Origin of the sequence: Nostoc sp. UHCC 0870 (assembly GCF_022063185.1) — a bacterium.
GTDB lineage: Bacteria > Cyanobacteriota > Cyanobacteriia > Cyanobacteriales > Nostocaceae > Trichormus.
Genome location: NZ_CP091913.1, coordinates 2421668 through 2445903, shown reverse-complemented (window position 1 = coordinate 2445903; position 24236 = coordinate 2421668). Strand labels below are relative to the sequence as shown.

At 42.0% G+C, this 24236-nt stretch carries 23 protein-coding genes and 1 tRNA gene; 14 read left to right on the top strand and 10 right to left on the bottom strand.

Translation table 11 applies throughout. The features are described from left to right. Position 1: 1 nt before the first annotated feature. Both murI and sds read left to right on the top strand, forming a co-directional pair. Positions 2-859 (top strand): glutamate racemase, encoded by an 858-nt coding sequence (murI, locus tag L6494_RS10605; RefSeq protein ID WP_237994584.1) that lies wholly within the window; start codon positions 2-4, stop codon positions 857-859. Between the two features lie 1540 nt (positions 860-2399). After that, positions 2400-3371, top strand: coding sequence for a solanesyl diphosphate synthase (sds, locus tag L6494_RS10600; protein WP_237994582.1), 972 nt, complete (start codon positions 2400-2402; stop codon positions 3369-3371). Between the two features lie 218 nt (positions 3372-3589). Here the strand turns inward: sds and L6494_RS10595 are convergent, their stop codons facing one another. Further along, positions 3590-4063, bottom strand: a complete 474-nt coding sequence (locus L6494_RS10595) for a hypothetical protein (RefSeq protein ID WP_237994580.1) — start codon at positions 4061-4063, stop codon at positions 3590-3592. Positions 4064-4271: 208 nt separating this feature from the next. Here L6494_RS10595 and hetZ point away from each other — a divergent pair, with 208 nt between their 5' ends. From hetZ to gmk, 5 genes are all read left to right on the top strand, one after another. After that, the gene (gene hetZ, locus L6494_RS10590; protein WP_237994577.1) at positions 4272-5504 is read left to right on the top strand and encodes a heterocyst differentiation protein HetZ; all 1233 of its coding nucleotides are present in this window, start codon (positions 4272-4274) and stop codon (positions 5502-5504) included. Further along, complete coding sequence (locus L6494_RS10585) at positions 5497-6471, top strand: PatU (protein WP_237994568.1); 975 nt, start codon at positions 5497-5499, stop codon at positions 6469-6471. The genes hetZ and L6494_RS10585 overlap by 8 nt, the downstream gene beginning before the upstream one ends. Positions 6472-6724: 253 nt before the next feature. After that, positions 6725-9049: a transglutaminase TgpA family protein gene (locus tag L6494_RS10580; RefSeq protein ID WP_237994566.1), complete on the top strand. Its 2325-nt coding sequence runs from the start codon at positions 6725-6727 to the stop codon at positions 9047-9049. Positions 9050-9355: 306 nt separating this feature from the next. Beyond that, positions 9356-9622 carry an extracellular matrix/biofilm regulator RemA gene (gene remA / locus L6494_RS10575; RefSeq protein WP_237995945.1) on the top strand — a complete coding sequence of 89 codons (267 nt, stop codon included), beginning with the start codon at positions 9356-9358 and terminating at the stop codon, positions 9620-9622. 185 nt (positions 9623-9807) lie between these two features. Continuing rightward, the gene (gene gmk, locus L6494_RS10570; RefSeq protein ID WP_237995944.1) at positions 9808-10410 is read left to right on the top strand and encodes a guanylate kinase; all 603 of its coding nucleotides are present in this window, start codon (positions 9808-9810) and stop codon (positions 10408-10410) included. A gap of 97 nt (positions 10411-10507) precedes the next feature. Here the strand turns inward: gmk and L6494_RS10565 are convergent, their stop codons facing one another. The 3 genes from L6494_RS10565 to L6494_RS10555 form a co-directional block, all read right to left on the bottom strand. Further along, on the bottom strand, positions 10508-11020 hold the full coding sequence (locus tag L6494_RS10565) for a photosystem I reaction center protein subunit XI (protein WP_237994564.1): 513 nt from the start codon (positions 11018-11020) through the stop codon (positions 10508-10510). Positions 11021-11182: 162 nt separating this feature from the next. Next, positions 11183-11332, bottom strand: a complete 150-nt coding sequence (psaJ, locus tag L6494_RS10560; protein WP_015137730.1) for a photosystem I reaction center subunit IX — start codon at positions 11330-11332, stop codon at positions 11183-11185. Positions 11333-11370: 38 nt separating this feature from the next. Further along, positions 11371-11865 carry a Photosystem I reaction center subunit III gene (locus L6494_RS10555; protein WP_237994562.1) on the bottom strand — a complete coding sequence of 165 codons (495 nt, stop codon included), beginning with the start codon at positions 11863-11865 and terminating at the stop codon, positions 11371-11373. A gap of 253 nt (positions 11866-12118) precedes the next feature. Here L6494_RS10555 and tsaD point away from each other — a divergent pair, with 253 nt between their 5' ends. Further along, positions 12119-13165: a tRNA (adenosine(37)-N6)-threonylcarbamoyltransferase complex transferase subunit TsaD gene (tsaD, locus tag L6494_RS10550; RefSeq protein ID WP_237994560.1), complete on the top strand. Its 1047-nt coding sequence runs from the start codon at positions 12119-12121 to the stop codon at positions 13163-13165. Positions 13166-13469: 304 nt separating this feature from the next. Here the strand turns inward: tsaD and L6494_RS10545 are convergent, their stop codons facing one another. Next, on the bottom strand, positions 13470-14378 hold the full coding sequence (locus tag L6494_RS10545) for an alpha/beta fold hydrolase (protein WP_237994558.1): 909 nt from the start codon (positions 14376-14378) through the stop codon (positions 13470-13472). Positions 14379-14546: 168 nt separating this feature from the next. After that, complete coding sequence (locus tag L6494_RS10540) at positions 14547-15266, bottom strand: hypothetical protein (RefSeq protein ID WP_237995942.1); 720 nt, start codon at positions 15264-15266, stop codon at positions 14547-14549. Between the two features lie 406 nt (positions 15267-15672). Here L6494_RS10540 and L6494_RS10535 point away from each other — a divergent pair, with 406 nt between their 5' ends. From L6494_RS10535 to L6494_RS10510, 6 genes are all read left to right on the top strand, one after another. Next, a complete protein-coding gene (locus L6494_RS10535) occupies positions 15673-16227 on the top strand; it encodes a GNAT family N-acetyltransferase (RefSeq protein WP_237994555.1) in 555 nt (184 codons plus the stop codon). A 91-nt stretch (positions 16228-16318) separates the two neighbouring features. Continuing rightward, positions 16319-16392 (top strand) — tRNA-Pro (locus tag L6494_RS10530). A gap of 734 nt (positions 16393-17126) precedes the next feature. Then, the gene (locus L6494_RS10525; RefSeq protein WP_237994551.1) at positions 17127-17927 is read left to right on the top strand and encodes a Tic22 family protein; all 801 of its coding nucleotides are present in this window, start codon (positions 17127-17129) and stop codon (positions 17925-17927) included. Positions 17928-18048: 121 nt separating this feature from the next. Beyond that, complete coding sequence (prmC, locus tag L6494_RS10520; protein ID WP_442946992.1) at positions 18049-18984, top strand: peptide chain release factor N(5)-glutamine methyltransferase; 936 nt, start codon at positions 18049-18051, stop codon at positions 18982-18984. Between the two features lie 225 nt (positions 18985-19209). Beyond that, positions 19210-19806 carry an L-threonylcarbamoyladenylate synthase gene (locus L6494_RS10515; protein ID WP_237994549.1) on the top strand — a complete coding sequence of 199 codons (597 nt, stop codon included), beginning with the start codon at positions 19210-19212 and terminating at the stop codon, positions 19804-19806. A gap of 64 nt (positions 19807-19870) precedes the next feature. Then, the gene (locus tag L6494_RS10510; protein WP_237994546.1) at positions 19871-20782 is read left to right on the top strand and encodes a sensor histidine kinase; all 912 of its coding nucleotides are present in this window, start codon (positions 19871-19873) and stop codon (positions 20780-20782) included. On the opposite strand, the gene L6494_RS10505 is transcribed toward L6494_RS10510, so the two are convergent. The 4 genes from L6494_RS10505 to secD all read right to left on the bottom strand — a co-directional run bounded on the left by L6494_RS10505 (position 20745) and on the right by secD (position 24215). Beyond that, positions 20745-21215: a GNAT family N-acetyltransferase gene (locus L6494_RS10505; protein ID WP_237994543.1), complete on the bottom strand. Its 471-nt coding sequence runs from the start codon at positions 21213-21215 to the stop codon at positions 20745-20747. The genes L6494_RS10510 and L6494_RS10505 overlap by 38 nt on opposite strands. A 133-nt stretch (positions 21216-21348) precedes the next feature. Continuing rightward, the gene (locus L6494_RS10500; protein ID WP_237994541.1) at positions 21349-21753 is read right to left on the bottom strand and encodes a hypothetical protein; all 405 of its coding nucleotides are present in this window, start codon (positions 21751-21753) and stop codon (positions 21349-21351) included. 57 nt (positions 21754-21810) lie between these two features. Continuing rightward, a complete protein-coding gene (gene secF / locus L6494_RS10495) occupies positions 21811-22794 on the bottom strand; it encodes a protein translocase subunit SecF (RefSeq protein ID WP_237994538.1) in 984 nt (327 codons plus the stop codon). Beyond that, the gene (gene secD, locus L6494_RS10490) at positions 22794-24215 is read right to left on the bottom strand and encodes a protein translocase subunit SecD (RefSeq protein ID WP_237995938.1); all 1422 of its coding nucleotides are present in this window, start codon (positions 24213-24215) and stop codon (positions 22794-22796) included. Before secD ends, secF begins: the two co-directional genes overlap by 1 nt. Between the last annotated feature and the right edge of the window lie 21 nt (positions 24216-24236).

The following is a 24236-nucleotide window of genomic DNA, read 5'->3' as shown; positions in this document are numbered from 1 at the left end:
TGTGTATTCATCTTCCGGCTTTGAAGGTAATCTTTACGAGTTCTTAGACCAAGAGCCTCAACGCGCTCCCATTGGTGTTTTTGATAGTGGTGTAGGTGGGCTAACGGTATTGCGCCAACTCTATCGGCAATTACCGAATGAATCAATTGTTTACTTTGGAGATACCGCTAGGCTACCTTACGGTATTCGTTCCCAAGCCGAAATTGTCCAGTTTGTCCGCGAAATTCTAGACTGGATGCAGCAGCAACGGGTCAAAATGGTGATCATGGCTTGCAATACCAGTTCTGCACTCGCATTAGAAATTGTCCGCGCCGAATATGACATTCCCATTCTGGGTGTCATTCTCCCCGGTGCAAAAGCAGCCGTACAGCAAGGTAAGCGTATAGGTGTCATAGCCACACCCGCCACAGCTAAAAGCGATGCCTATAAACACGCCATTTTAGAAATCAACCCTGACGTAGACGTGTGGCAAGTTGGTTGTCCAGAGTTTGTCCCACTCATCGAGCAGAACCGCATTCAAGACCCCTACACTGCTGAAGTAGCTAGGTCTTATCTTGAACCTTTGCTACAACAAGACATTGATACTTTAGTTTATGGCTGTACCCATTATCCCTTACTTGCGCCAGTAGTGCGATCGCTCCTCCCAACTCAGGTAAAAATTATTGACCCTGCTGTTCATGTCGTCACCGCCTGTAGTCAAGAATTAGACCTACTAGGCTTAACCAACACTCACCCCCCCCTACCAACTCGCTTCGCTGTTAGCGGTTCACCTCAGCAATTTGCTCAGTCTGGAGTCAATTGGCTAGGCCATACCCCCATAGTTGAATCAGTCGATTTTGCTAATATTGCTAGTCATTAGACCTCTTGCTTAAATGAGTAATGAGTAATGAGTAAATACCCATTACTTATTAAAGACAGTTGGAGTCGGGGATTTAAACCCCAACTCAACTGATACTACGTGTAGACGTAGGGGTCTTAAAACCTTGAATTTACGATAAATACTTAAGCTGTCATGTTGAGCGAAGCGAAACATCTCATTTTCGGACTTTTGCAAGAGGTTTATTAGTCAATATTCAACAGTTGACTATTGACTGTTGACTATTGACTGTTGACTATTGACTGTTGACCAAATTGGTAATTGGTAATTGGTAATTATGTGGGTTTCAATCCCCCGCTAAATTGAAAATTTAGCGGTCTTCCCTACGGGAAGCTACGCGAACAATCAGTGGGGGCTTGAACCCACCACTGATTGCAATTGCGAATTGCGAATTGCGAATTGCGAATTGGTTTGACTATTGACTAGGCTTTTTTCCGGTGCGTTTTGCCAAACCCAATAATAGATAAACAGTAAACAAATATCCCGCAGCTAAAATAAAAATCATCATAGACATATTCCCGTCAACCATGATTCCACCCGCACCTTTTCAAAAAAATAATTAAATTGCATAAAATTAGCAAAAACTTACCCAACCAATTACCATGTTGGTGGCTGGATTAATTTACGCCAAACCTGCCGATAGAGTAATTAATTCCCTACGGTTCAAGCATCGGTTATTTAATTAATTGAATTGCAGACCATACATCCGACAACAGAAATTGCATTGCTTTACAGCAACCCAATACTGCACTCCTCCGCAGCCTACCTAGTCTGCTTTATTTTTGCTGATATCTTGACAACAAGAGCCGTGCTTACGCTCAACGCAAGCCAAAAACATATATCAACAACTCTCAAGAGAGTCGTCTAGCTCCTAGTTAAGAATCTTTCGCTATCGACACCAACCAAGAAAAGACTTTTTTGATTGATGATTGGGCGAAGTTATATTTGCAACTCACAACACTGAAATAGCAATGTCACTAAAAAGTGAATTACTGTTGTGGCGTGAATGACTGAAAATATTTAAAATCCCTAGATTCTAGCGTAACATAACAAAGCTAATTTTGAGGGGAAATTTCAAATTTTTTCGCTAGTTACAGAGGAAGACAAAGAACTAAATTTATACATAAATCTAGCTAATATGTAATTAATATTACGTATTTTAGGTAAAAATATTTTTAGAGATGTATTATAAATTAATATAAAAATTAATTATAAAAAAATAATGCTTGCTGCAAAAGACTTTTACATAAAACACTTAGTAGTCTAACGTAGTGCGTAACAATGGAGTAGTAACAATACTTAAACAAACTTAGTTCTAAAACACAGACATTAATACATAGCAAATATTTATTTTTCTAATGAATGATTGACTTAGACAAATGCACACTAGTACCGCTACGCAGAAGTTAAAAGTCAAAAGTCAGTATTCTTATGAGCAAAACTTTGCGCTGGCACAGGCTTATCTTAGAATGAATATTAGGATATGTAAACTTTCGTAACTAAAGTCAGAGTCCGCCCACCCATGACCCCAGCCACCTCCCTGTTTGCCCCTGTGGAAGCAGACCTGCAAATACTAGCAGATAACCTCAAACAGCTAGTTGGAAATCGCCACCCCATTCTGTTTGCCGCCGCCGAACATCTATTCGGGGCTGGGGGAAAGCGTATCAGACCAGCCATCGTGCTATTGATATCGCGGGCGACCATGTTAGACCAAGATATTACACAGCGTCACCGCCGGCTAGCAGAAATCACCGAAATGATTCACACTGCCAGCTTGGTACATGATGACGTAGTAGATGAATCAGACGTGCGGCGAGGCGTTCCTACCGTTCATAGTTTATTTGGTAATAGGATTGCGATCCTCGCCGGAGATTTTCTCTTTGCTCAATCTTCATGGTATTTAGCCAACTTAGACAACTTGCAGGTAGTCAAACTACTTTCAGAAGTCATTATGGATTTAGCTACCGGAGAGATTCAACAAGGATTGAATCGCTTTGACACCAGTATCTCAATTGAAACTTACCTAGAAAAAAGCTATTACAAAACCGCTTCGTTGGTTGCTAATAGTGGTAAAGCGGCGGGACTACTAAGTGAAGTTTCCTCAGAAGTTGCAGAACATTTGTATGCTTATGGTCGTCATCTGGGTATAGCCTTTCAGATTGTCGATGACATTTTAGACTTTACCAGCACTGCCGACGCTTTGGGTAAACCTGTAGGTTCGGATCTCAAAAGCGGTAATCTGACAGCACCCGTATTATTTGCCCTAGCCGAAAAACCCTATTTGGAAGTGTTAATAGAGCGAGAATTTGCTCAAACGGGAGATTTAGAGCAAGCATTGGACTTGGTTCAAGATAGTCAAGGCATACAACAGGCCAGAGATTTAGCTGCTCACCATACTAAGCTAGCAATCGACCATCTAGCTGTTCTCCCGCCTTCAGAATCTCACCAAACGTTGATCAACATCGCTGAATATGGACTGAGTAGGTTGTATTAGCTGGGGACTGGGGACTGGGTATTGGGAAATTACTATTAACCAATACCTACTCCTTACTCCTTACTCCTTACTCCCTACTCCTTACTCCCTACTCCTTACTCGCCACTCATGATGTAGAAAAAAAAATTTTGGGTTTTTAGGAAAAATTTTTGAGATTTTTGAGATAAAAATTTTTGGATGTTGGTGTGTATTGAAAACAGCCAACATCCAATTTTTTTTTAAGCAATACCAGGAGGTATGTTTGTACTATTAGGCTGTTGTCGTAACTGTTTTTGTATGAGTTTTTGGAATTTAGCACGCTGTACTTCATACGAGTGAGTGGTTTTACCCGGCGTTTCCAAAAAAACGATACTACCTACGGGTTCTAATGCCACCAATTGGAACAAAATGTGGGTTGCGGGAACAATTTTTGGGGTGACTTGAGGGTCTAGCCCAGCAGGGGAAATTAGGGAAACATCCTGTATGGTAGGGAAAGCGTAAACAACACGCTTTTCGATTCCTGGGTTGACACGATTTCTCAAGGTAGTTAAAACCCAGCTACCCTCCGCATCTTGGAGAATATGGTACTGGGAATGACGTAACTTTTGAGCGATCGCCACCAGCACGGGAGCAATTGCTGCAACAAGATGTGGTGTTACACCATCGTTGGGTGCATTGTTAATCAGCAATTGAATTTGTGTTTCTAAATCCATAATGACTTGTTAACGTCTGTTGGGTAAAGGCAATAACATTTATCGCCATGTGATTAATCCCATGAGAGTTGGGAATAATAAAATCAAGCACATCCTTAACCAAGGATGAATATGCGTTTAGCTTATAAGCAAAACCATAAAGCCAATACCCACCTGCGTCACAAGTTCTATTTAAGTTTATGTATAGGGTCTTTTGACAACCGAGACTATGAATTCAGCCGCAACAGCAACTATTCCAACCGCTCCAACTGCTCCCACCGCTCCCACCACCAACACTTTCGGAGAAAATACTAACGGTGAGGAAGTAATCTTCCAGCTTGCCTACAAAGAGCTTAAGCAGTTTACCAAAGCTTCAGACAAGAACTGCCACGATGTAGCCAATCGGATCACCATCGAAGTATACCGTATTTGCCACGAAAGTAAACGTATTCAAGCTTCCGGTGCGGTAGAAAATTCAGCCATGACCTTAGCCAAACATAGGCTACAACAGTGTCTGAGATACTATCAATTAGGTTCTAGCCGAGGCAGAGTTGAATTACACAGTACCCTCAGTGCAATTATTTATCGTTACATTAATCCTCCTCAACGCCAATTGAGTTATCAAGGGCGGCTGACAATTATAGAAGATTTTCTACAAAGTTTTTATTTAGAAGCATTAAACGCCTTTCGTCGGGAAAACCAACTTGGCCCCACCTATCGCCCCCAAACTCTCCTAGAACTATCAGAGTACATGGCCTTTACCGAACGTTACGGTAAGCGGCGGATTCCCCTCCCTGGTCGTCAACAGCAGTTAATTATTCTCCGCGCTCAAACTTTTTCTCAACAGCAGCCCCCAGAAGCGATCGTTGATATCGAACAAGCAGCAGAAGGTAGCAGCAATGAAGGTGATGGTACTTGGGAAGAACCTGCTGTACAGCAGTTGCGTTCAGCTATGGCTACCCAAGCAGCACCCGAACCAGAAGAAGATACACTCCGCTCCGTTGTCGTTACGGAATTAATGAGTTATTTGGAGCAACGTGATCAATCTGACTGTGCTGATTATTTTTCCCTGCGCCTCCAAGATATGTCAGCCCAGGAAATTGAAAATGTTTTAGGTTTAACTCCTCGTCAGCGAGATTACTTACAACAACGCTTTAAGTATCATTTAATTAGGTTCGCTTTATTACATAAATGGGAACTAGTACACGAATGGTTAGAGGCTTCTTTACATACTAATTTAGGCTTAACTCCTCAGCAGTGGGAAGCCTACACAGCCCAATTAGACGAGAAACAAAGGGCTTTACTAGACTTGAAACAACAAGGACAACCCGATGACAAAATTGCTAAAGCTTTAGGGTTATCAATGGCACAACTACAAAAACGGTGGTTTAAAATTTTAGAACAAGCTTGGGAAATTCGTAATTCCTTAGTATCCGGATCTAGTGCATCTACTCATGAATAGAGACTCAGAATCCTTTCAAAAGTACCTACTCGGTTTTCTGGCAAGTATCAATCAACCAGAAAACCATAGGGAAAACTGTGAGGATACCGATAAGGGAGATCACCTTCTCAGCCAAACTGCCACTAAAAATAGTGGTGAGCTAAAGTTGGGAAGTATACCCCAAACCTTTTTATTGGGAGAAATTCCTACTGTGCAAGAACGTTTTCAAGCCGTCATCAAGCGTCGGTTACAAATTCACACCGAAAACCACCCACCCTTGTTTCCCTGGGAAACACAAATAGTAGACTATCCAGATACTCTGGATGAGCCATCACTAGTATTTAGCCCTAACTGGGGGTGGATGGCGCAGCAATCAAAGCTGAATTTACCTATCCCCCTACCAGAGAAAGTATTCCAAGAATTATTAGCAAAATGTCAACAGATGGTGACATCTTCGCTACCAATAGGGGCAAAATTAGTGCAAGTGGTGGAAGGCTTATTCCCCAGCGAATCCCACACAATCAACAATCTTGCTGGTTTGGTGTTACGCAGCAGCTATCGATCGCCAGAAACTTTAGAGACAACTCCTAATATCGAGAGTGATTACTCAGATTTGGGGTCTCAACAACAAATGGCGATTTCTCTGATGGCAGCCCAACAACTGTTAGATAATCTCACTCTACCAGTATCACCAAGCAAGCCAGTAGTAGAAAGACTCTGGTTAACTAGTGCAGGCGCACTCAACCTGCGGGTAGAATACCACTCCCAAGGTGACACGAAACTATTACGTGTTTATGGTGATTTACCCACTCAAGGAATTTTGACATTGCGGGGCGATAACTCTATTGCAATGGCACAGTCATCAATTCCCGGATGCTTGAGTGTAGAAATCTCTTGCCAGCAACTTCACCCAACTTACACCTTAGAAGTTGAGTGTCCAGAGCTTGATCAATTGCCATTGTTGTTTGTGATTAATCCCACAATCTAACTGAGATTACCACCGCTAGCACACCATTGTTGATCAACACCAATAGATAAGAGCATTATCGTGGTTTTGCATCAAAATATGTTTCTCAAAGGGCGGTCATTAGGGTTTCTATAATCATCCGCAACGAGAATGAAAATTTACAAGACATCTCTACTCCCAAAGGCTGCTTTCGGGGAGTTCCTGTTTTCTTAAAGGAACTTCCCGAAAATTTGTCTCTATAAGCATCTACTCTCTAGCTTTTCCGAAATTGGAAATGTTTAATTTAACCAGGTTGAATCGATTTTGGCATCTGCCTGTAAGTTATGGACGACACAATCACCAGGGGTCGTCATCAGTGGAAGTGGAAGACTCCATTTCCTTGCGGGTACTAGTGCTAGCGTTGGTAATCACAGGTATTGTAGCTGTGGATATTGCCGCCAATACTACATTTAGTTGGTGGGCAATACCACTTAGTCTTTTAGGTGCAGGTTGGAGTTATTACCGCCGTCGTCAAGCTAATGTCACTATCAAGTTTTGCATTGCCATTGGGATGTTAATGGCTTTGGGTGCTTTCTTTGGTCAGTTATTTGGCGAATTGAATGATACGCGGTTGGCTTTAGCAGAGTTATTAATTCAACTCCAGATTCTGCATAGCTTTGATGTGCCTCGGCGCAAAAACTTAGGCTATTCCATAGTTATTGGCTTAATTTTATTGGGTGTGGCGGCAACGTTGAGTCAAACTTTAGCCTTCGCACCCATATTATTGTTATTTTTAGCGATCGCACTGCCGACGTTAGTTGTTAATTATCGTTCGCAGCTAGGACTGAAAAAGTCACAAGCCACTAGCCAAAAGTCAAAAGAATTTAAATTATCTCAACAATTACCTGCTTATTCTGCACTATTTATCGTAGTTGTCGCCTTAGGATTGGTAGTATTTGCATTTTTACCCCGATTCCCTGGCTATCAACTGCGAACTTTTCCTGTAAGTTCTCCCATTGAGGTGAAGGGCGGGTTTACCGGCCAGACTATTATCAATCCTGGTTATGTCCGCCAAGGGAACGCGGATAACCAAGGTAATGGTAATAGCACAGCATCAGGTGACAATGGTCAACCAGGACAGGTAGATAGCGGTTTTTATTACGGTTTTAATAGCAAGATTAACCAAAACCTGCGGGGAGAGATGAAACCCAAGGTGGTGATGCGGGTGCGATCGCAAGTTGAGGGATTTTGGCGGGTGCTGGCCTTCGACCGCTACACAGGTAAAGGCTGGGAGGTTTCCCGCAATGAAGATGTGACTACTATTAAGCGATCGCCTTGGTCTTATCAGATTTTTTTATCATCCCCTGCTATCTCTGGCAAGACCAGGGAAGTAATACAGACATACACGGTAGTATCAGACTTACCTAACTTAATTCCGGCGATGTCTTATCCCAGGGAAATTTACTTCCCGACACCGATGATTGCAGTGGATAAAGAAAATGGCTTGCGATCGCCTGTGGGATTATCAGAAGACCTCACCTATACAGTAATTTCTGATGTGCCGTACCGCGATCGCACTTTATTAGGAACAGCTACTACAAATTATCCCCGAAATATTAAAAATTATTACCTCCAAATACCCCCAGAAATTTCCACCAAAGTTAAACAGCGTACCGAAGAAATATTAGCTAACTACAATCGTGAACGCATAGGGAAATCGCAAAAAAGCTTAGATTCTACCTATGAAAAAGTTCTTTATTTAGCCCAGTACCTCAAGCAAAACTATTCCATCCCTAAAAACCCCTTCGAGTTCCCTTTTTTAGACGAAAAAGAAGACTTAGTAGAAGCATTTTTATTTAAATATAAGGGCGGTTATCCAGATCATTTCTCAACAGTTCTCACAGTCATGCTGCGTTCTATTGGCATCCCAGCGCGTCTAGTAGCAGGGTTTGCGCCAGGGGAGTTTAATCCCTTTACGGGGATGTATGTAGTGCGGAATACTGATGCTTACGCCATGACGGAAGTTTATTTCCCCAAATATGGCTGGTTTACCTTTGACCCTATTCCCAATCATCCCCTGATTCCACCTTCCATTGAAGAAACTCAGACCTTTAGTGTGCTGAAGCAATTTTGGAATTGGGTGGCTGGGTGGCTACCTTCTCCAGTGACAGGCTTCTTCAACAATGTATTTGGGACAATATTTAGCTGGTTTGGGAAAGCGATCGCTTGGTTTTTCGCTTTATTTACTCAAGGTTGGGTAGGTATATTAACAGGCTTAATCTTAGCAACCACAACCGCTTTTTTGGGCTGGCTAGGCTGGGCGCAGTGGCGAGAGTGGTTACATCGCCGTCGCTTAGGTAAACTACCGCCAATGGAGCGTCTGTATCAACAAATGCTGGAATGGGCAGATCAAAAAGGTCTAGGTAAGCATCCAGCACAGACACCTTTAGAGTATGCCAAAGTATCATCTGGGCATCATACTCCAGCCAATGCTCAGGTCATAAATGATATTTGCCAAGCTTATGTGAGTTGGCGTTATGGATGTAACACTCCGAACTTACATCAACTGCGACAAAAATGGCAAGAATTGAAAAAATCTACCCATCATCAGAGGAAATAATTTGATTAATAATTAGGAATAATTTTCTGCAAGATATACATATTTTGCAGAAAACTACAATATTGACAAATCACTTTTAGATACTATTAGCAATTAAACTTAGCACTAGCTCTTATAGGTATATTTATTCCTGTCTCTATAGGCATATTTTTCGGCAATTTAACGGTGGATCTCTCGAAAAAAGCAGGTGTTTTGAAAAAACTCAAGCTCTATAGATTGAATGCGTTGTAAGTACCGTTTTTTAGGGATAACATGAGAATAAATTCATTACTAGCCTTGAACACCACATTTGGTGTCAGTTTTTTTATGGAGATACAGTTAATTAACATTGGTTTTGGTAACATTGTCTCGGCTAACCGAGTTGTTGCCATTGTGAGTCCAGAATCTGCCCCGATTAAGCGGATTATCACTGATGCTAGGGACAGAGGTCAGCTAATTGATGCTACTTATGGTCGCCGGACTAGGGCTGTAATCATCACCGATTCCAGTCACGTAATTTTGTCGGCGATTCAACCAGAAACGGTAGCTAATCGTTTCGTGATTTCTAAGGAGCATCACACAGTAGAAAATTGATGAGGGGTAGGAGTAACACCCCACCTCTATTGAGACTACATCAGCAGTACCATGTGAATTAGAGGAATTTTCTGTCACTAGTGCTACAAATTCGTTAGTTAAGGATTGCTCTGGGGACACATACCAGATTAAATTACTAATCTACTAACGAATGATGTCTCTTGATTAATTCACAGGTTGAACGGATGATGCAAGTCTTACCCATCCAGAGTTGTGCTACTACCGAAGAAAGTGCTTTGTCAGGCAAGCTAATTGTGTTAACCGGGCCGAGTGGGGTCGGTAAAGGTACTTTAATGCGATCGCTCTTACAGCGTCATCCAGAACTTTATTACTCTGTCTCTGCGACGACTCGTACCCCGCGCCCAGGGGAGATTGATGGCAAAAATTATTATTTTATTAGCCGCCACAAGTTTGAACAGTTGGTTGCTCAAGGCGAATTCCTAGAGTCAGCAGAATTTGCTGGTAATTACTATGGCACTCCCCGCGCTGCTGTACTCAATCAAGTGCAGTCTGGAGGGTTAGTAGTGTTGGAGATTGAACTAGAAGGCGCAAGACAGATTCGTGCTTCCTTCCCGGAAGCTTTAAGTATTTTTATTTTGCCGCCTTCCTTTGCGGAACTAGAGAAACGCATTCGTGAACGCGGACAGGATTCTGAAGAGGCGATCGCCCGTCGTCTACAACGCGCCCATGAGGAAATTCAAGCGGCTAATGAATTTGATATCCAAATCGTCAATGATGATTTAGAAACTGCTCTCAATGCCATTGAAGCGGCTGTGTTTGGCAAATAAAGCTTTTTCGTTCCAAATTACTAATCGGTAATTAAGCAGAGGTAATAGTCAAAAATCACTGACTTTTCACCAATGCCTAATTACCCACAACAGAAAATTAGCCTATCAGACCTTGGATGATAGCCAAATTACTGGTCAAGAAATAAGCTACTACTGCACCACCAATACCACCAATTAAGAAAGCACTGGCAAAATTATTCCAGCCTTCTTTGGAATTAAAAGCATCTGGGGTCTTAGGTACGGTAACACTAGCCAGAGCTTTGTCGGGGTTAGTGTTGGAATACAGAGATAGGCAGGCGGTAAGAATCACAACCAAGCCGATAGAACCCAACAATCCTGCTAAGTTAGCATTGTCCGCGTTACGCAGTGGGCCTAATTTAGCGAAGGGGCCAAACAGCAAGTAGCCGTGAGCCATACCAACTTCTAAACCACGTCTAAAAGGGGTCAGACCTGGGCGATAAGCAGGTAAGTTATTAATGAACCACTTGATTACAGGAGAAGAATTGACTGGGGTTTCCAGATTACCAATTTGTGGATCACCTGCGGGAAAAACGACTTCCCGATTTCTCGGATCGCTGGAAAGATTTTTTGATGCGTCTACTGCTTGCATATTTTAGGTTACCTCTAAATTAGAAGGATCGCATTTTCACGAAGAGAAACAAAGGGATTAGGGAGTGGGGAATAGGGAATGGGGAATTGCAGGAGTAAAGGAAATTATTATTCCCGATACCCAATACCCGATGCCCAATACCCAATACCCTAACTTCTAAATTTATGGTAGGGGGTGGAAAAGTAAGTCAGGGAAAAAGCGATTGAATTCAATCAAAATACCTGCTGTAATTGTCAGCCAGATAGTAGCTGCAACAGGTGCGGTGGAAATAAACTTAATCAAATAGCTGCTTTGGTCAGTTTTGTCTGCCATGATTTAGTCTCCAAAACAAGTGAATGAATTAAGTTGAACTAGCGAGGAGAAACAGTAATTTCTGAGTCTTTCGCAGTTAATTCGCCAGAAAGTAGTTCTTTGAGGGCTGCGGCTGGCCAAGCAAAACCTGTAGCAATGATAGACAGTGCTAGACCCAAATCAATTTGGATTTCTTTTTGCTCGGTGTCAGCTTCTTTTTTGATGGCTTGTAAGTAGGCACGACCTACCCAACCAATCCAACCAGCAATATACAAGAACAGAATGCTAGGAATTAAAAAGTCTCCAGCGCGATCAAGGCGACCATCAACAATCAAGTGAGGATAGCCTTCTGGTCCACACAGTGCTTGAGAATAACGTTCAAAACGTTTTTTCCCAGATTCTGGATCGGCTGTAGTATTACGGGCGTTTTTTGCAAGTGCTTGAAATGCAGGATTGTCTTTACAGGGGGTCAGATTCGCGCCTAGAGCTTTAGCTGGGGGTGCGAAACTGAATGCAAGACAAATCACTAACATCAAAGCAAACAATCTTTTCATCGGTGTGTTTCCTTTTATTACAAAAGAAAAAGTTTTTTGTACAAAACGAAGCGGCTTGTACACTCTTTATTTGCTTAACTAGCAAGTCATCATACTCTTGGGCGGGAATCGAGTAAAGTTGAAGTAAATAAAAGTTAAAGCTTCTCAAACAAGTTCTTACAGAGTCCTGAGTGCTGAGTAACGAGTTCTGAGTATTTGGTTATAGCTCAAAACTCAGCATTCCAGACTCAGCACTTATTACTCCTTGGTAGCAATGGTAACTGTTTTAGCAATAGAAACTAGCTGTGATGAAACTGCCGTGGCAATTGTTAAAAATCGTCAAGTTTGCAGTAGTATTATTACTTCCCAAATTCCAGTACATCAGCAGTATGGTGGGGTAGTGCCAGAAGTTGCATCTCGCCAGCATTTGGAAACGATAAATCAGGCGATCGCTCAAGCCTTAGAGCAAGCTCAATTAGATTGGGGACAAATTGATGCGATCGCAGCCACTTGCGCCCCTGGATTGGTCGGAGCGTTGTTAGTAGGGTTAACGGCGGCCAAAACTTTAGCGATTTTGTACAATAAACCATTTTTGGGAGTTCACCACCTCGAAGGTCACATCTACGCCACTTATTTGAGTGAGCCAACTTTAGATCCCCCTTTTCTTAGCTTACTGGTTTCCGGCGGACACACAAGCTTGATTTATGTTAGGGAATGTGGTATATACGAAACCCTGGGTGAAACTCGTGATGATGCTGCTGGGGAAGCTTTTGATAAAGTGGCTAGATTATTAAAGCTAGGTTATCCAGGTGGCCCAGTCATTGATAAATTAGCGCAAACAGGAAACCCTCAAGCCTTTGCTCTACCAGAAGGGAGAGTGTCCTTACCGGGTGGAGGGTTTCATCGCTATGATGGCAGTTTTAGCGGCTTAAAAACAGCAGTATTGCGTTTAGTACAGCAGTTAGAAAAAGATGCTAAACCATTGCCAGTGGCGGACGTAGCAGCCAGCTTTCAAGAAACTGTAGCGAAAGCATTAACCAAAAGAGCGATCGCCTGTGCCATTGATTATCGTCTAGATACAATTGCTGTCGGTGGTGGAGTAGCAGCCAACAGTGGCTTAAGGAAAAACTTACAAGCAGCAGCCTCTGAACATAACATCCGCGTCCTCTTCCCTCCATTAACATTTTGTACCGACAACGCCGCCATGATCGCCTGTGCCGCCGCCGATCATTTCTCTCGTGGTCATACATCCCCCCTAACCTTGGGTGTAGAATCTCGACTCCCACTTACCCAAGTGATGAAGTTGTATGTTCGTCAATAGTTCAAAACTATAAATGAGTAATGAGTAATGAGTATAGGACTTACGCAACTGGCAATTTTTCACGTAGGGTGTGTGACGCTGCGAAAGTATTTGAACGTAGTCATAAGACTTATAGCGTCACGCACCAACTACCGATTGTGACACTTGCGTAACTCCTAGAGTAATGAGTCAGAAGTAAGGGAACACCAAAAAATAAATTATCCGCAATTGATGGTTGGGTAGGGTGCGTCAGTATGAATAATTTCTGAGTATAGTTAGGTTCTATCGCACTGACGCACCCTACAGTTTGGATATTTTTTTATTCCTACTTTGTGACTATTTCCCGAATGTGATTAGCAACTGCATCTGGCTGTTCCAACATTGCCAGATGTCCACAATCAGGAATTTCAATCACATTATCTCCACAGTATTGAAAAAGCCTATGAAAACTAGCTAAATGACGCACGTACTTAGGTTCCATGACCTTATCGTCAGCACCAGCCAGAAAATAAACTGGCTGTTCTAACTGTGATACTAACTTTGGTAGACGATTGACTTCTTCTTCCGTTGTGGACTCTAGTAATGATCCCAGAGCTGCTTCTGGATCAGCCACAATAAAATCAATCATGCGCTGACGCGCCCAATAGCGATCTAAAGGACGAGAGACACTGTTTCTAGTAAAAAGTAAATCAATTAAAGGTACTTGAGACAACCAACGGGGACGGATTTGTAAAAATTTTTGCCCGGCGGAACGAAACTGCTCAAAAGCTTCTTTCAGATAAATACCACCGCCTGCATTGATACAAATCACACCCTTAATACACTCAGGCATTTGATCAGCTGCCCAAAGTGCGATCGTACCTCCCAAAGAGTGACCAATTAACCAAGCACTAGTAATATTTAGCTGTTGCAGAAGGGCTACTAAATCCTGAGCGTAGGCTGCTGGTGTATGGAGAGACTCAAAAGGAGAATTAAGGGTATTAATAGAGCTAGACGACAAACTGACAGAACTTTCGGCTTGACTAAAATCAGTGTCTAGCTGAGACTGAGATTCACCAAAACCTCGTAAATCATAGGATAGACACTGCAAATCAACTGACAACCGAGAAATCACAGGTTGCCAGTATCCACGGCTATTGAGCCAACCGTGGATGAATACTAAAGCATGGGGGTAGGACGTTGGAGCTGTTAGCTCGTATGCGTGAGGAAAACCCAAGATTTCAATAGTTGCCATATTTATATCGTACCCTCAAGAGTAGGTACGATCAGATAGAAATTAAAAATTCAAAATCCCTACCAAAAGCAAGCTAAAAAATTTAAAAAATGATTTGGCAAATAAAAGAATGTCAGGGTATAGGCAATATCAAGTAGAAATAATTACTAATTGTGTACTCAGCACTGACTACTTACCTAACAATCTTTGACGTACTCCTTCAGCAATTTTATGCCCCAGATACTCAGGAATTAGGCTTTCATTAGGCCCTAACAAGTAGAGAATTAGCCTTGTACGTCCCCGCCAAACTAGTAAATTGGCATTGACAACTAAAAGGTCTTCCTGCCAAATGGCATACATCACTTTGTAAAATAACCCTGGCTGATTATCCGCCTCAATTACTAAAGCCGGGAGATGAAATACAGGATCGACATAAAACTCAGTCTGTACCTGTTCTAAACCAACGTCTAGATTAAATTCTACTGCCAGCATTTCTTCCACCTCAAATCGCCCCCCTAAAGCCTCACGAATGGCACGACAAACATTTTCTGCGGTTTTCTCCGTCAAGGCTTTACTACCACGAGATACCAAAAGTTTGATAAAAACGAGCATGGGAGGGCGAATTTGTCCATATAAACTCAACCCGTGGATTGTTAGCCCATAAGCTGCTAGCACACCAAAGATATCGCTGAGGAGAAAGGACTGATTACGGTAAGCAAAATGCAAGGCACTTTTATTACCTTCCGGTTTTAGCTCAATTACAGCCCGTTTGGTTTTATAGAGACGATACGCTAACCGTAAATTTTGCAGTTGAATTTCACTGCTGACAAATTGCTCATAAAACTGGGGAAACGCTCGATTAAAGCGTTTTAGGAGTTCCAGTGTTGAAGATTTTAAGCCAGAAGCCATCTTGGGTGTTAAAACTCGCTTGCTTATTTCGCCTGGGGACTGGGAACTGGGGACTGGACATAAAAAAGTCAAAAGATTCTTTGATTTTGCCTTTTATTTTTGTACTTCCTTTTTCCACTCTCTCCCTAGTGTTCCCCATCTTGCCCTGCAATCATCTGAATTGGGAAGTCCCATCTATCTGGCAAGGTAGTTCACTGAATTTCTCCTAGCCTTGACAACAAAGTGCTAAAGTTGAATATGATTGGTGTGAAACACGCTATTAACTAGCTGTTGCCATTGAAAATCCCGACAATCTCCAAAAAAATTGAGAGTAAGGTTTAAAGAAGGGTAGTGGTTGTGTTAAGAGTGAATCAACACTTTTAATAGTGGAAACCAATTTCAGTTATACTCCCCGAACCACGTTGGCATGGGTTTTTGGAAAACTTGGTTTAGTACCTCTGAATCTGCGACAACAAGTAAAACAAACTCTTTTGAAGAGCATACAGTAGACGCTACAGGCAATTCTTACTCCAACAGTGATTCATCAGGAGTCACTCGGAGTGCAGAACGTATTGTTTTTAGCACTGAGCGAGATATTGATCTGTATGAACTAGAAGAACTTTGTGATGCTGTCGGTTGGTCGCGTCGTCCCTTAAGAAAAGTCAAAAAAGCTATTGAGCATAGTTTTCTCGTAGCCACAATGTGGCAGGTGCGAGGCAACCAGAGGCGGCTGATTGGTTTTGCCCGTGCTACCTCAGATCATGCCTTTAACGCCACTATTTGGGATGTGGTAGTTCACCCAGACTTTCAAGGTAAAGGAATGGGTAAGGCATTGATGAAATACGTCCTCAAAAAACTCAGAAGTGAAGAGATCAGTAATGTGACTCTTTTCGCCGATCCTCATGTGGTAGATTTCTACCGAACTATGGGTTTTATGGCAGATCCAGAAGGTATCAAAGGTATGTTTTGGTATCCTCATTAATTTTCTGTACCAGAATAAATAGCTGACTATAAAAAAGTTAGCTATTTATGGTATAGTGTTAATATTGCTGATGAACATGAAATCATCTGTCCGGGATGTAGCGCAGCTTGGTAGCGCGCCTGCTTTGGGAGCAGGATGCCGCAGGTTCAAATCCTGTCATCCCGATTTAGATTAATTGATACATAAACCCAAGTTGAATTAGGGTTGCAAAGCTTTTATGTAGAGTCATGATTAATCGCGCTTCTACATAAAAATTTTGGGCTGAGTGACTAGAAATGGGATTGGTGGAACAATTAACTATTTGATCATGTCTCTAATTTTGAGAAAGGCAATACAATGGCATTGACTGCTTGAAGTTGAGAAAGTTTTTGCTTCATAAATGCTACAACGGCTACATATCATGGGCATTTACAGTATTGCTGGGCGCATACCAAGGTAAATTTGATAAAAATATAACTTGATCACAGTCTACTAGTGACCGAAAACAATGGGATACAAGCCCCGTCCACTTCGGCAAGCTCAGTGCATCGCTTCTAGGACGGCTTTTTAAGGCACTTTCAGCAAGTACCCGAACGCTTGGGGAGGCAAGCCCACTGGAACTAGTTGCCATAGCTGAGTAATACCACCTTTAGGTAGGGTTATTTGGTGAGGGAGTCGAATTAGCGAGCCTAATTCCTTCTAGCTTTAAGGTGTGCCTATGAATCAAGAATCCTCGTACCTTTAGGTCGAGGAGTGTCAAAATATCACGTTTTGAGAGATGATTGTTAGCATTTAACAACGGCACAACTTTTTCACATATCGAAGGGATTGCTATATAACTAAGACTAGTTGGTGCTGTGCAAATCCAACTATTTGGCTAACTTAATAACTAAATTGAAGTATTGATGCGAGGAACAGTCATGAAAGCATTGGTTCGCTTGGGCGTAATATTGGGTATTGCTGGTAGTGTATTATCAGCCGATTTGCCAGGAGTAGGGAATCTACAAGCAGTAGCATTACCACAGGAGCAGGTGGTTAAAAAGCTGCAAGAAGTTCCTGTGTTTACGCTCACCAATGCTAAAGGTGAATTCGTAATTATTTCTAGGAATAACCAAGGTAAGACAATCTCTCAAGTAGGATTTTTTATTAGTAAGCAGGATGCTCAGAAATTTTTAGATAATCGCCTAAAGAAAGAAAATCCCCAACTGGCAAACAGTCTACAAGTAAGGCCTCTGTCCTTAGCTGACTACTATAAAATAGTCCTAGAAGGAAAAAAGAAGTCAGATTCGATTATTTATACTTTAATGCCGATGCAACAACAGGTAGATTCAGCAATTAGCCTGTTAAATCAGACTGGTCAAAAAGGGAATCAATTTAATGGTATCCCCTTATTTGTACCTAAATTTAAGAAAGAGAATAGCTATTTGACTATACCTGTTGCACAAGGTAGCGAGAGGTATATTCCTTTCTTCTTTGAGAAAGAGCAAGCTGTAGCTTTGTTAGATCAATTTAAAAAAGCTGTACCAGGTGAAGCTGCTAATACTGAGATTCAGGTGGTGGATCTGTTTGGCGTGATGGAAGCTCTTAATAGCAGCAATGATCCTATGATCAACAAAATTGTCTTGTATCCATCAAGAGAGTCTATCAGTTTTATTCAATCGCTAGTTAAAAAATCCCCTGCGCCAAATCGACCAGCGTCTGCACCCGCTCCGAAAAAATAATGAATATTGGACTTACGCACTGTACAAATGAGAAATTGTGTGTTAATAAAATAGGTCGTTTTAGCCTTTTGGCGACTAATATTTAGAAAAATTAACCGTTAATAGCTGATGATTTTGATCAATGCGTAAGTCCTATGAAATGGTAGAGCAAAAGCTAAATTTAGTTTCTGGGTTACAACTTTGGCAATGGCGCAGTAGAGCGATCGCAAAAGCGATCGCAAATAATGTTCCAGTAGCAGAAATAGATTGGTTACTCCAAGAGGTAGCAGGCTTAGATCGCTTGGCACTGCGCTTAGACTCTTTTAAAGACAAAGCTGAGATTATTATGGCTTTGTCTTTAGAAGAGTTAGACCATTTGTGGCACAGACGCTTAGACGATCGCTTGCCAGTACAGTACATTGCTGGCAGTACACCTTGGCGAAATTTTAGACTGAAGGTGTCGGATGCGGTGTTAATTCCCAGACCAGAAACCGAATGCTTGATTGATTTAGCTGTGATGGCGGCTAGAAGTGAAGTCTCGTCACAGCTAAAACAAGGACATTGGGTAGACTTAGGGACTGGTAGTGGTGTGATCGCTTTAGGACTAGCGGATGCCTTTTCAGAGTCTACAATTCATGCTGTTGATTACAGTTTAGAAGCTTTAGCGATCGCACAAAAAAACGCCGATAATCTGGGTTTAGCCGACCGGATACGATTTTATCAAGGGTCATGGTGGCAGCCGTTAGCAGCCCTTAAAGGTCAATTTAGTGGGATGGTATCCAACCCACCTTATATTCCCAGCAATATTGTACCGACACTACAACCAGAAGTAGCCAAGCATGAACCACATTTAGCTCTAGATGGTGGTTTTGATGGCTTAGATGATATTCGTCACTTGATAGAATTCTCCCCCAGTTATTTGAAACCTGGCGGCGTATGGTTAATTGAAATGATGGCAGGACAGGCTGAGGCGGTAAAAATGCTTCTGCAAAAGCAGGGTAGTTATGAGAATATTCAAATTCACACGGATTTAGAGGGTGTGGAACGGTTTGCTTTAGCTTTTGTAAGTGCTGAGTAATGAGTTATGAGTAATCAGTTATGAGTTATGAGTTATGAGTTATGGTTTGCTTAACTCATACTGATAATTATGACCAAAGAAAAAAAGGGTACAAGCCCCTAAATTTATTTATGGAGAAGAAAAAATTCAAACAAGATTAAATCAAGCCCCCGGATTTATCTGTGGGGTATTTAATTTTGAATTTTGAATTTTGAATTTTGAATTTTGAATTCGGAGCAAAGCGACGTGACTAGAGTTTCTTTAGAGGGATTAATAGCTGGCGTGGGTTCTGGCTGTGTGGTCAGCTTTCCTACTGATACCGTTCCTGCGCTGGCGGCTTTACCAGAGAAAGCGGCGTTGATTTTTGCTACTAAACAGCGCAGTCAAGATAAGCCTTTAATTTTGATGGCGGCTGATGCAGCAGATTTATGGCCTTATGTGCAAGGTAGTGAAGCAGAATATCAGATTTGGCAAAAAGTGGTAAATCGCTATTGGCCGGGAGGATTGACATTGGTTTTACCGGCTAGCGATCGCGTCCCAAAGGCTATGAATCCGACTGATCCTACAACAATTGGGATTCGAGTTCCGAAAAGTGCGATCGCGCAAAAAATTTTGTCTCAAACAGGTGTGCTAGCTACTACTAGTGCTAATTTGTCAGGTCAGCCAGCTTTAGCAACTATGGCAGAAATTGACGCTCAGTTTCCTGAAGTGATGACTTTGGAATCCACAGCCCCGGATTTTTTCAGTGAAAATACTGTACTGAGTCAGCCGTCTACTGTTGCTAAATGGACAGGGGGCAATTGGCAAATTTTACGTCAAGGTGCAGTAAACTTAGATGTTTAATATTTAAGTTGGAAACTGATTTTTCATTTTTGTGGTCAATTAAAAAGTTAATAACTGCCAAATTATGAATTGGAGTAACTGGATATATCTCGGAGTAGGACTATTAATAGGGGTTGGTTATCGTGGATTGGTAACAAAAAAGTCTGTAAATCCCATTGCTAGTGATTCACCAATAACGCCAACAGATCAAACGCAGACGCTATCACTCCCAGAAGAGATCAAAAATACGCAGCTAGCGTATGAAATGGCTAAGGAAATGAGCTTGTTTAAAGGGGGGTTTTTAGCGAGGACTACCCATGAATTGCGATCGCCTCTCAATGGTTTGATTGGGTTACATCAGTTAATTTTGTCAGATTTATGCGAAGATCCGGCAGAAGAGCGTGAATTTATTGCCCAAGCTCATGAACGGGCTTTAAAGCTGTTACATCTGATGGATGAAATTCTCAATGTTGTCCGAATAGAACACGGGACTAACAAGCTAGATATTCAGCCCCAACCTGTAGCTGAGATTTTACAAGAAGTTTATAATTTAACTTATATGCTGGCAGTAGATCGCAATTTAAAGTTGCGAATTTTGCCTCCAGATAGCGAGACTTATATTTTGGCTGACCAACGTTGGTTCAGGCAAATATTACTGAATTTAGTAAATACTGCTATTTCTCAGATGGCGGAAGGGAGTATTTGTATTTCTACTGCTATTAATAGTGATTTTGTGCAAATTTCCCTAGATTTACCTAATCACGCCTTCCTAAATCATGAATCTATAGATTTGCTGACATCTGAGGATAAGTCTGTTGATGTTGAGCCAAATCAAACTGGTTTTTCTTCAGGAATGAAACTATTACTTAATCAAAAGCTGTTAGAAGTGATGGGAGGCAAGTTAGATATCTTACCATCTCCCATCTCTGAAAGAGATCCGTTAACTAGACTACAGATATCTATACCCCTAGCGATTCTTGAAGCTGAACTTCCATAGTAGTCATAGTGCTAATTTTCGATTGGTTGTCCAACACCATAGTTGTAGTGCTATTAGCTTGGAAACCAATTTTTTCGTAGAATTTTTGTTGGTGAGTGGTCATCAGGTAAACTCGCTCAACCTGCATTCGGGGATGACTTAAAACTGTTTCGACTAATTTGCTGCCTAGTCCAGTACCTTGATACTCTGGGTGAATTACCACATCCCAAATTGTCGCCCGATAGATACCATCGGAAGTTGCTCTAGCAAAACCAATCAGTTTTTCTGCATCCCATACAGAAATTACTGGATCGCTGTTGGTAATAGCTATACTCAAATCCTCAATACTGCGTCCTTTCGCCCAAAAAGCTGCAAGATCGAATAACTCTTGGAGTTGGTAAAGGTCTATTTCAGCATGGCGATGTTCACGAAACTGAATCTGATAGTGTTTCATAATGTAGGCACTCCGATGTGGCAGTATTTTTACTGTCTTTCAATCATATTGTGCAAGAAATTACGGAGTTAGTGTATATGTATGCAACAGGGGACAGGGGACAGGTGACAGGGGACAGGTGACAGGGGTTGAACTATTGACTATTGACTACCCACTTCCATAAAGGATGAGTAGGGCCTTGCTGGCGAATCTGAAATACTTGTTTTTCTAGGCGTTGCTGTTCTTGGTGTGGTAAACCTAGTAAAATATTTCGACTTTGCCAAACTAAAACGGAAGTAGTCATTCCAATACAAAAAGCTAAACCGATCGCAGACAGTGGATGAGATAAAATTCCATAACGCACTGCTGCCCAAGTAAAGTATTGTTGCCATAAGGCAATTTCTGAGCGGAGATTCCAAAAACACAAAGGCGCAATTGTCAACCATAAAAAGCCAACAAATAGCCACCTCCCATATACGGTCAACTGGTGTAGCTTTTGGACTTGTTGCGCTAAGGATTGTTCATTGCCAGGAATTGCAGGTTGTTCTGGTTGAGTCATAGGCAATGCTGGGGACTGGGGACTGGGGATTGGGGATTGGGGATTGGGGATTGGGGACTACTCAACAGATGTATCAGTTACTCCAGCAGTTGCTACTACTGTAGATTTAGCTGTACGTTCTCGCCACACTGTCAAAAGGGTGCTGGCGATGAAAATACTAGAATATGCTCCAGCGATGAAGCCAAAAATTAGAGCTAAAGCGAAGTTTTTCAGGGTTTCGCCACCAAATAGGAAGATAGCGAACAATGGCAGCATGGTGGTTAAAGTTGTATTGATTGATCTGCCTAAAGTTTGGTTAACTGCATCATCAACAATCTCCGTAATCGGTTGGTTAGGATTTAGTTTTAATGTTTCCCGAATGCGATCGTAAATTACTACTGTATCGTTGACAGAGAAACCTGTAATGGTTAGTAGAGCCACAATAAATAAGCTATCTACTTCTGTACCGAAAACCAAACCAAAAATTGAGAAGATTCCTGTTGTGATGAGTACATCGTGAAGCAGGGCTACGATCGCAAATACGGCGTAATCTAACTGAAACCGAAAGGTTAAGTAAATAATGATGCCTGCAAAAGAAACAATCAGGGCGATGATACCAGAGGTAAACAACTCTCGCCCCAAGGTCGGCCCTACGGTGTCAATTTGATTTTTTTGCTCGTCAAAAGTGCCGACTTTTTCACTTAAGGCGGTTTGTAATTTGGTACGCTGTTCGCGATCTAAATTTTTTGTGCGAATTAAGATGCCATTATCTTGGCGTGTTTCTTTGTCAGCAATGATTTGGATGCTGCTATCTCCAAGTCCTTGGGCTTTAGCGACTTCCCGCACAACGTTAATATCTAATGGCTGGTCACAGTTCCCAGGTTTGGTACAATCTCGTTCAAATTGTAATCTTGTGCCACCAACAAAATCTAAACTCGGACGTAGGGGGGCGCGAATGTTGGGGTTTTGCCAAGAAATCACCATTGAGATGATACCAGCTAAGGTGATGGCACAAGAAATAGTCCACCAAAGCGATCGCGATTTGTTAATACTGAGTTTCATTAAGCTACCTCTGCCTTGTTAGATGCCCCTGATGCTGGCAGGTTTGGACAAAATAGTTCTGGTTTACGTAGTGCGGGAATGGAAATGGCGACAAACATTAAGCTGCGACTACAGGTAATAGCTGTGAACATACTGACGGCTACACCCAAAGCTAGAGTTACAGCAAAGCCCTTGACTAAACCAGCACCCAGCCAAAATAGTGCTGCACAGGCAATTACTGTTGTAACATTGCCATCTAAGATACTGGAAAAAGCACGGTAAAAGCCTGACTCTACAGAACGATACAGTGATTTACCAGTCCTTAATTCTTCCCGTGTGCGTTCAAAAATTAGCACGTTTGCGTCTACTGCCATACCGATACTGAGAATAAATCCAGCGATTCCTGGTAGCGTGAGGGTTACACCTAATAGAGAAAAGCTAGCCCAAGTCAAGATGGCGTAGACGATTAAGGATAAATCCGCAATTAATCCTGGTAGTCTGTAGTACACCACCATAAATATTAATACTAAAATTAGACCACCAATCCCAGCATAGATGCTGCTTGTGATACTGTCTTTACCCAAGGTTGCCCCAACTGTGCGAATTTCGGCAATTTCTACTGGTACAGGTAAAGCACCACCGCGTAATTGTACGCCTAAATCATTGGCTTGTTGGGCCGTAAATCTACCTGTAATTACAGCCGCGCCACCAGTAATCCCGGTAGCTGCAAATTCTACCCCGACAACAGGAGAACTGATCAGTTCATTATCTAGAAAAATACCAATGCTGCGTCCTGTACCTGCCAGATTTTTGGTTAGGTTGGCAAATAGTTCACCGCCTGTGGGGTCGAAGCGAATAGCCACATTCCAGTTGTTACCTTGTTGAGTAGGTTCACCATAGGCATCTTGAAGATGCTTCCCATCAAGGGGGGGATTGGTACTTTCAAATAATTCTGCGATCGCTTGATTATTTTTCTGTAAATCTTCTAAATTTTTATTAATTGCGTCTTGATCGTTACTTTTTCTTAATTCTTCTTGCTTGACTTTTAGTTCGGCGCGTGATGCTTGAAAAGCAAATAATTGAGTTTCTGTAGTGGGTTTTTGTTGGCGAAATTCTAACTGTGCTGTACCTCCCAGCACTCGTTCCGCTTGTTCTGGGTCGTTTACTCCTGGTAACTGAACCAGGATTTTATCTGTACCCACAGTTTGGATAACTGGTTCAGAAACACCCAAACCATTAATCCGACCTTCAACAACTTTTTTCACCCCATCTAATTCACGTTCGGTGATTTGCTTGATTTCGGCTGAAGGTTTCACCTGAATAGTAAGCTGTGAACCCCCGCGTAAGTCTAACCCCAAGGGGACAGGAATCAACGCAATGGCCGCAACGGCGGCTATGACTAAAACGAATATTAACGCTAAAAGCGATCGCTGTCTCTGCATACCATAACTCGCAACTGACAA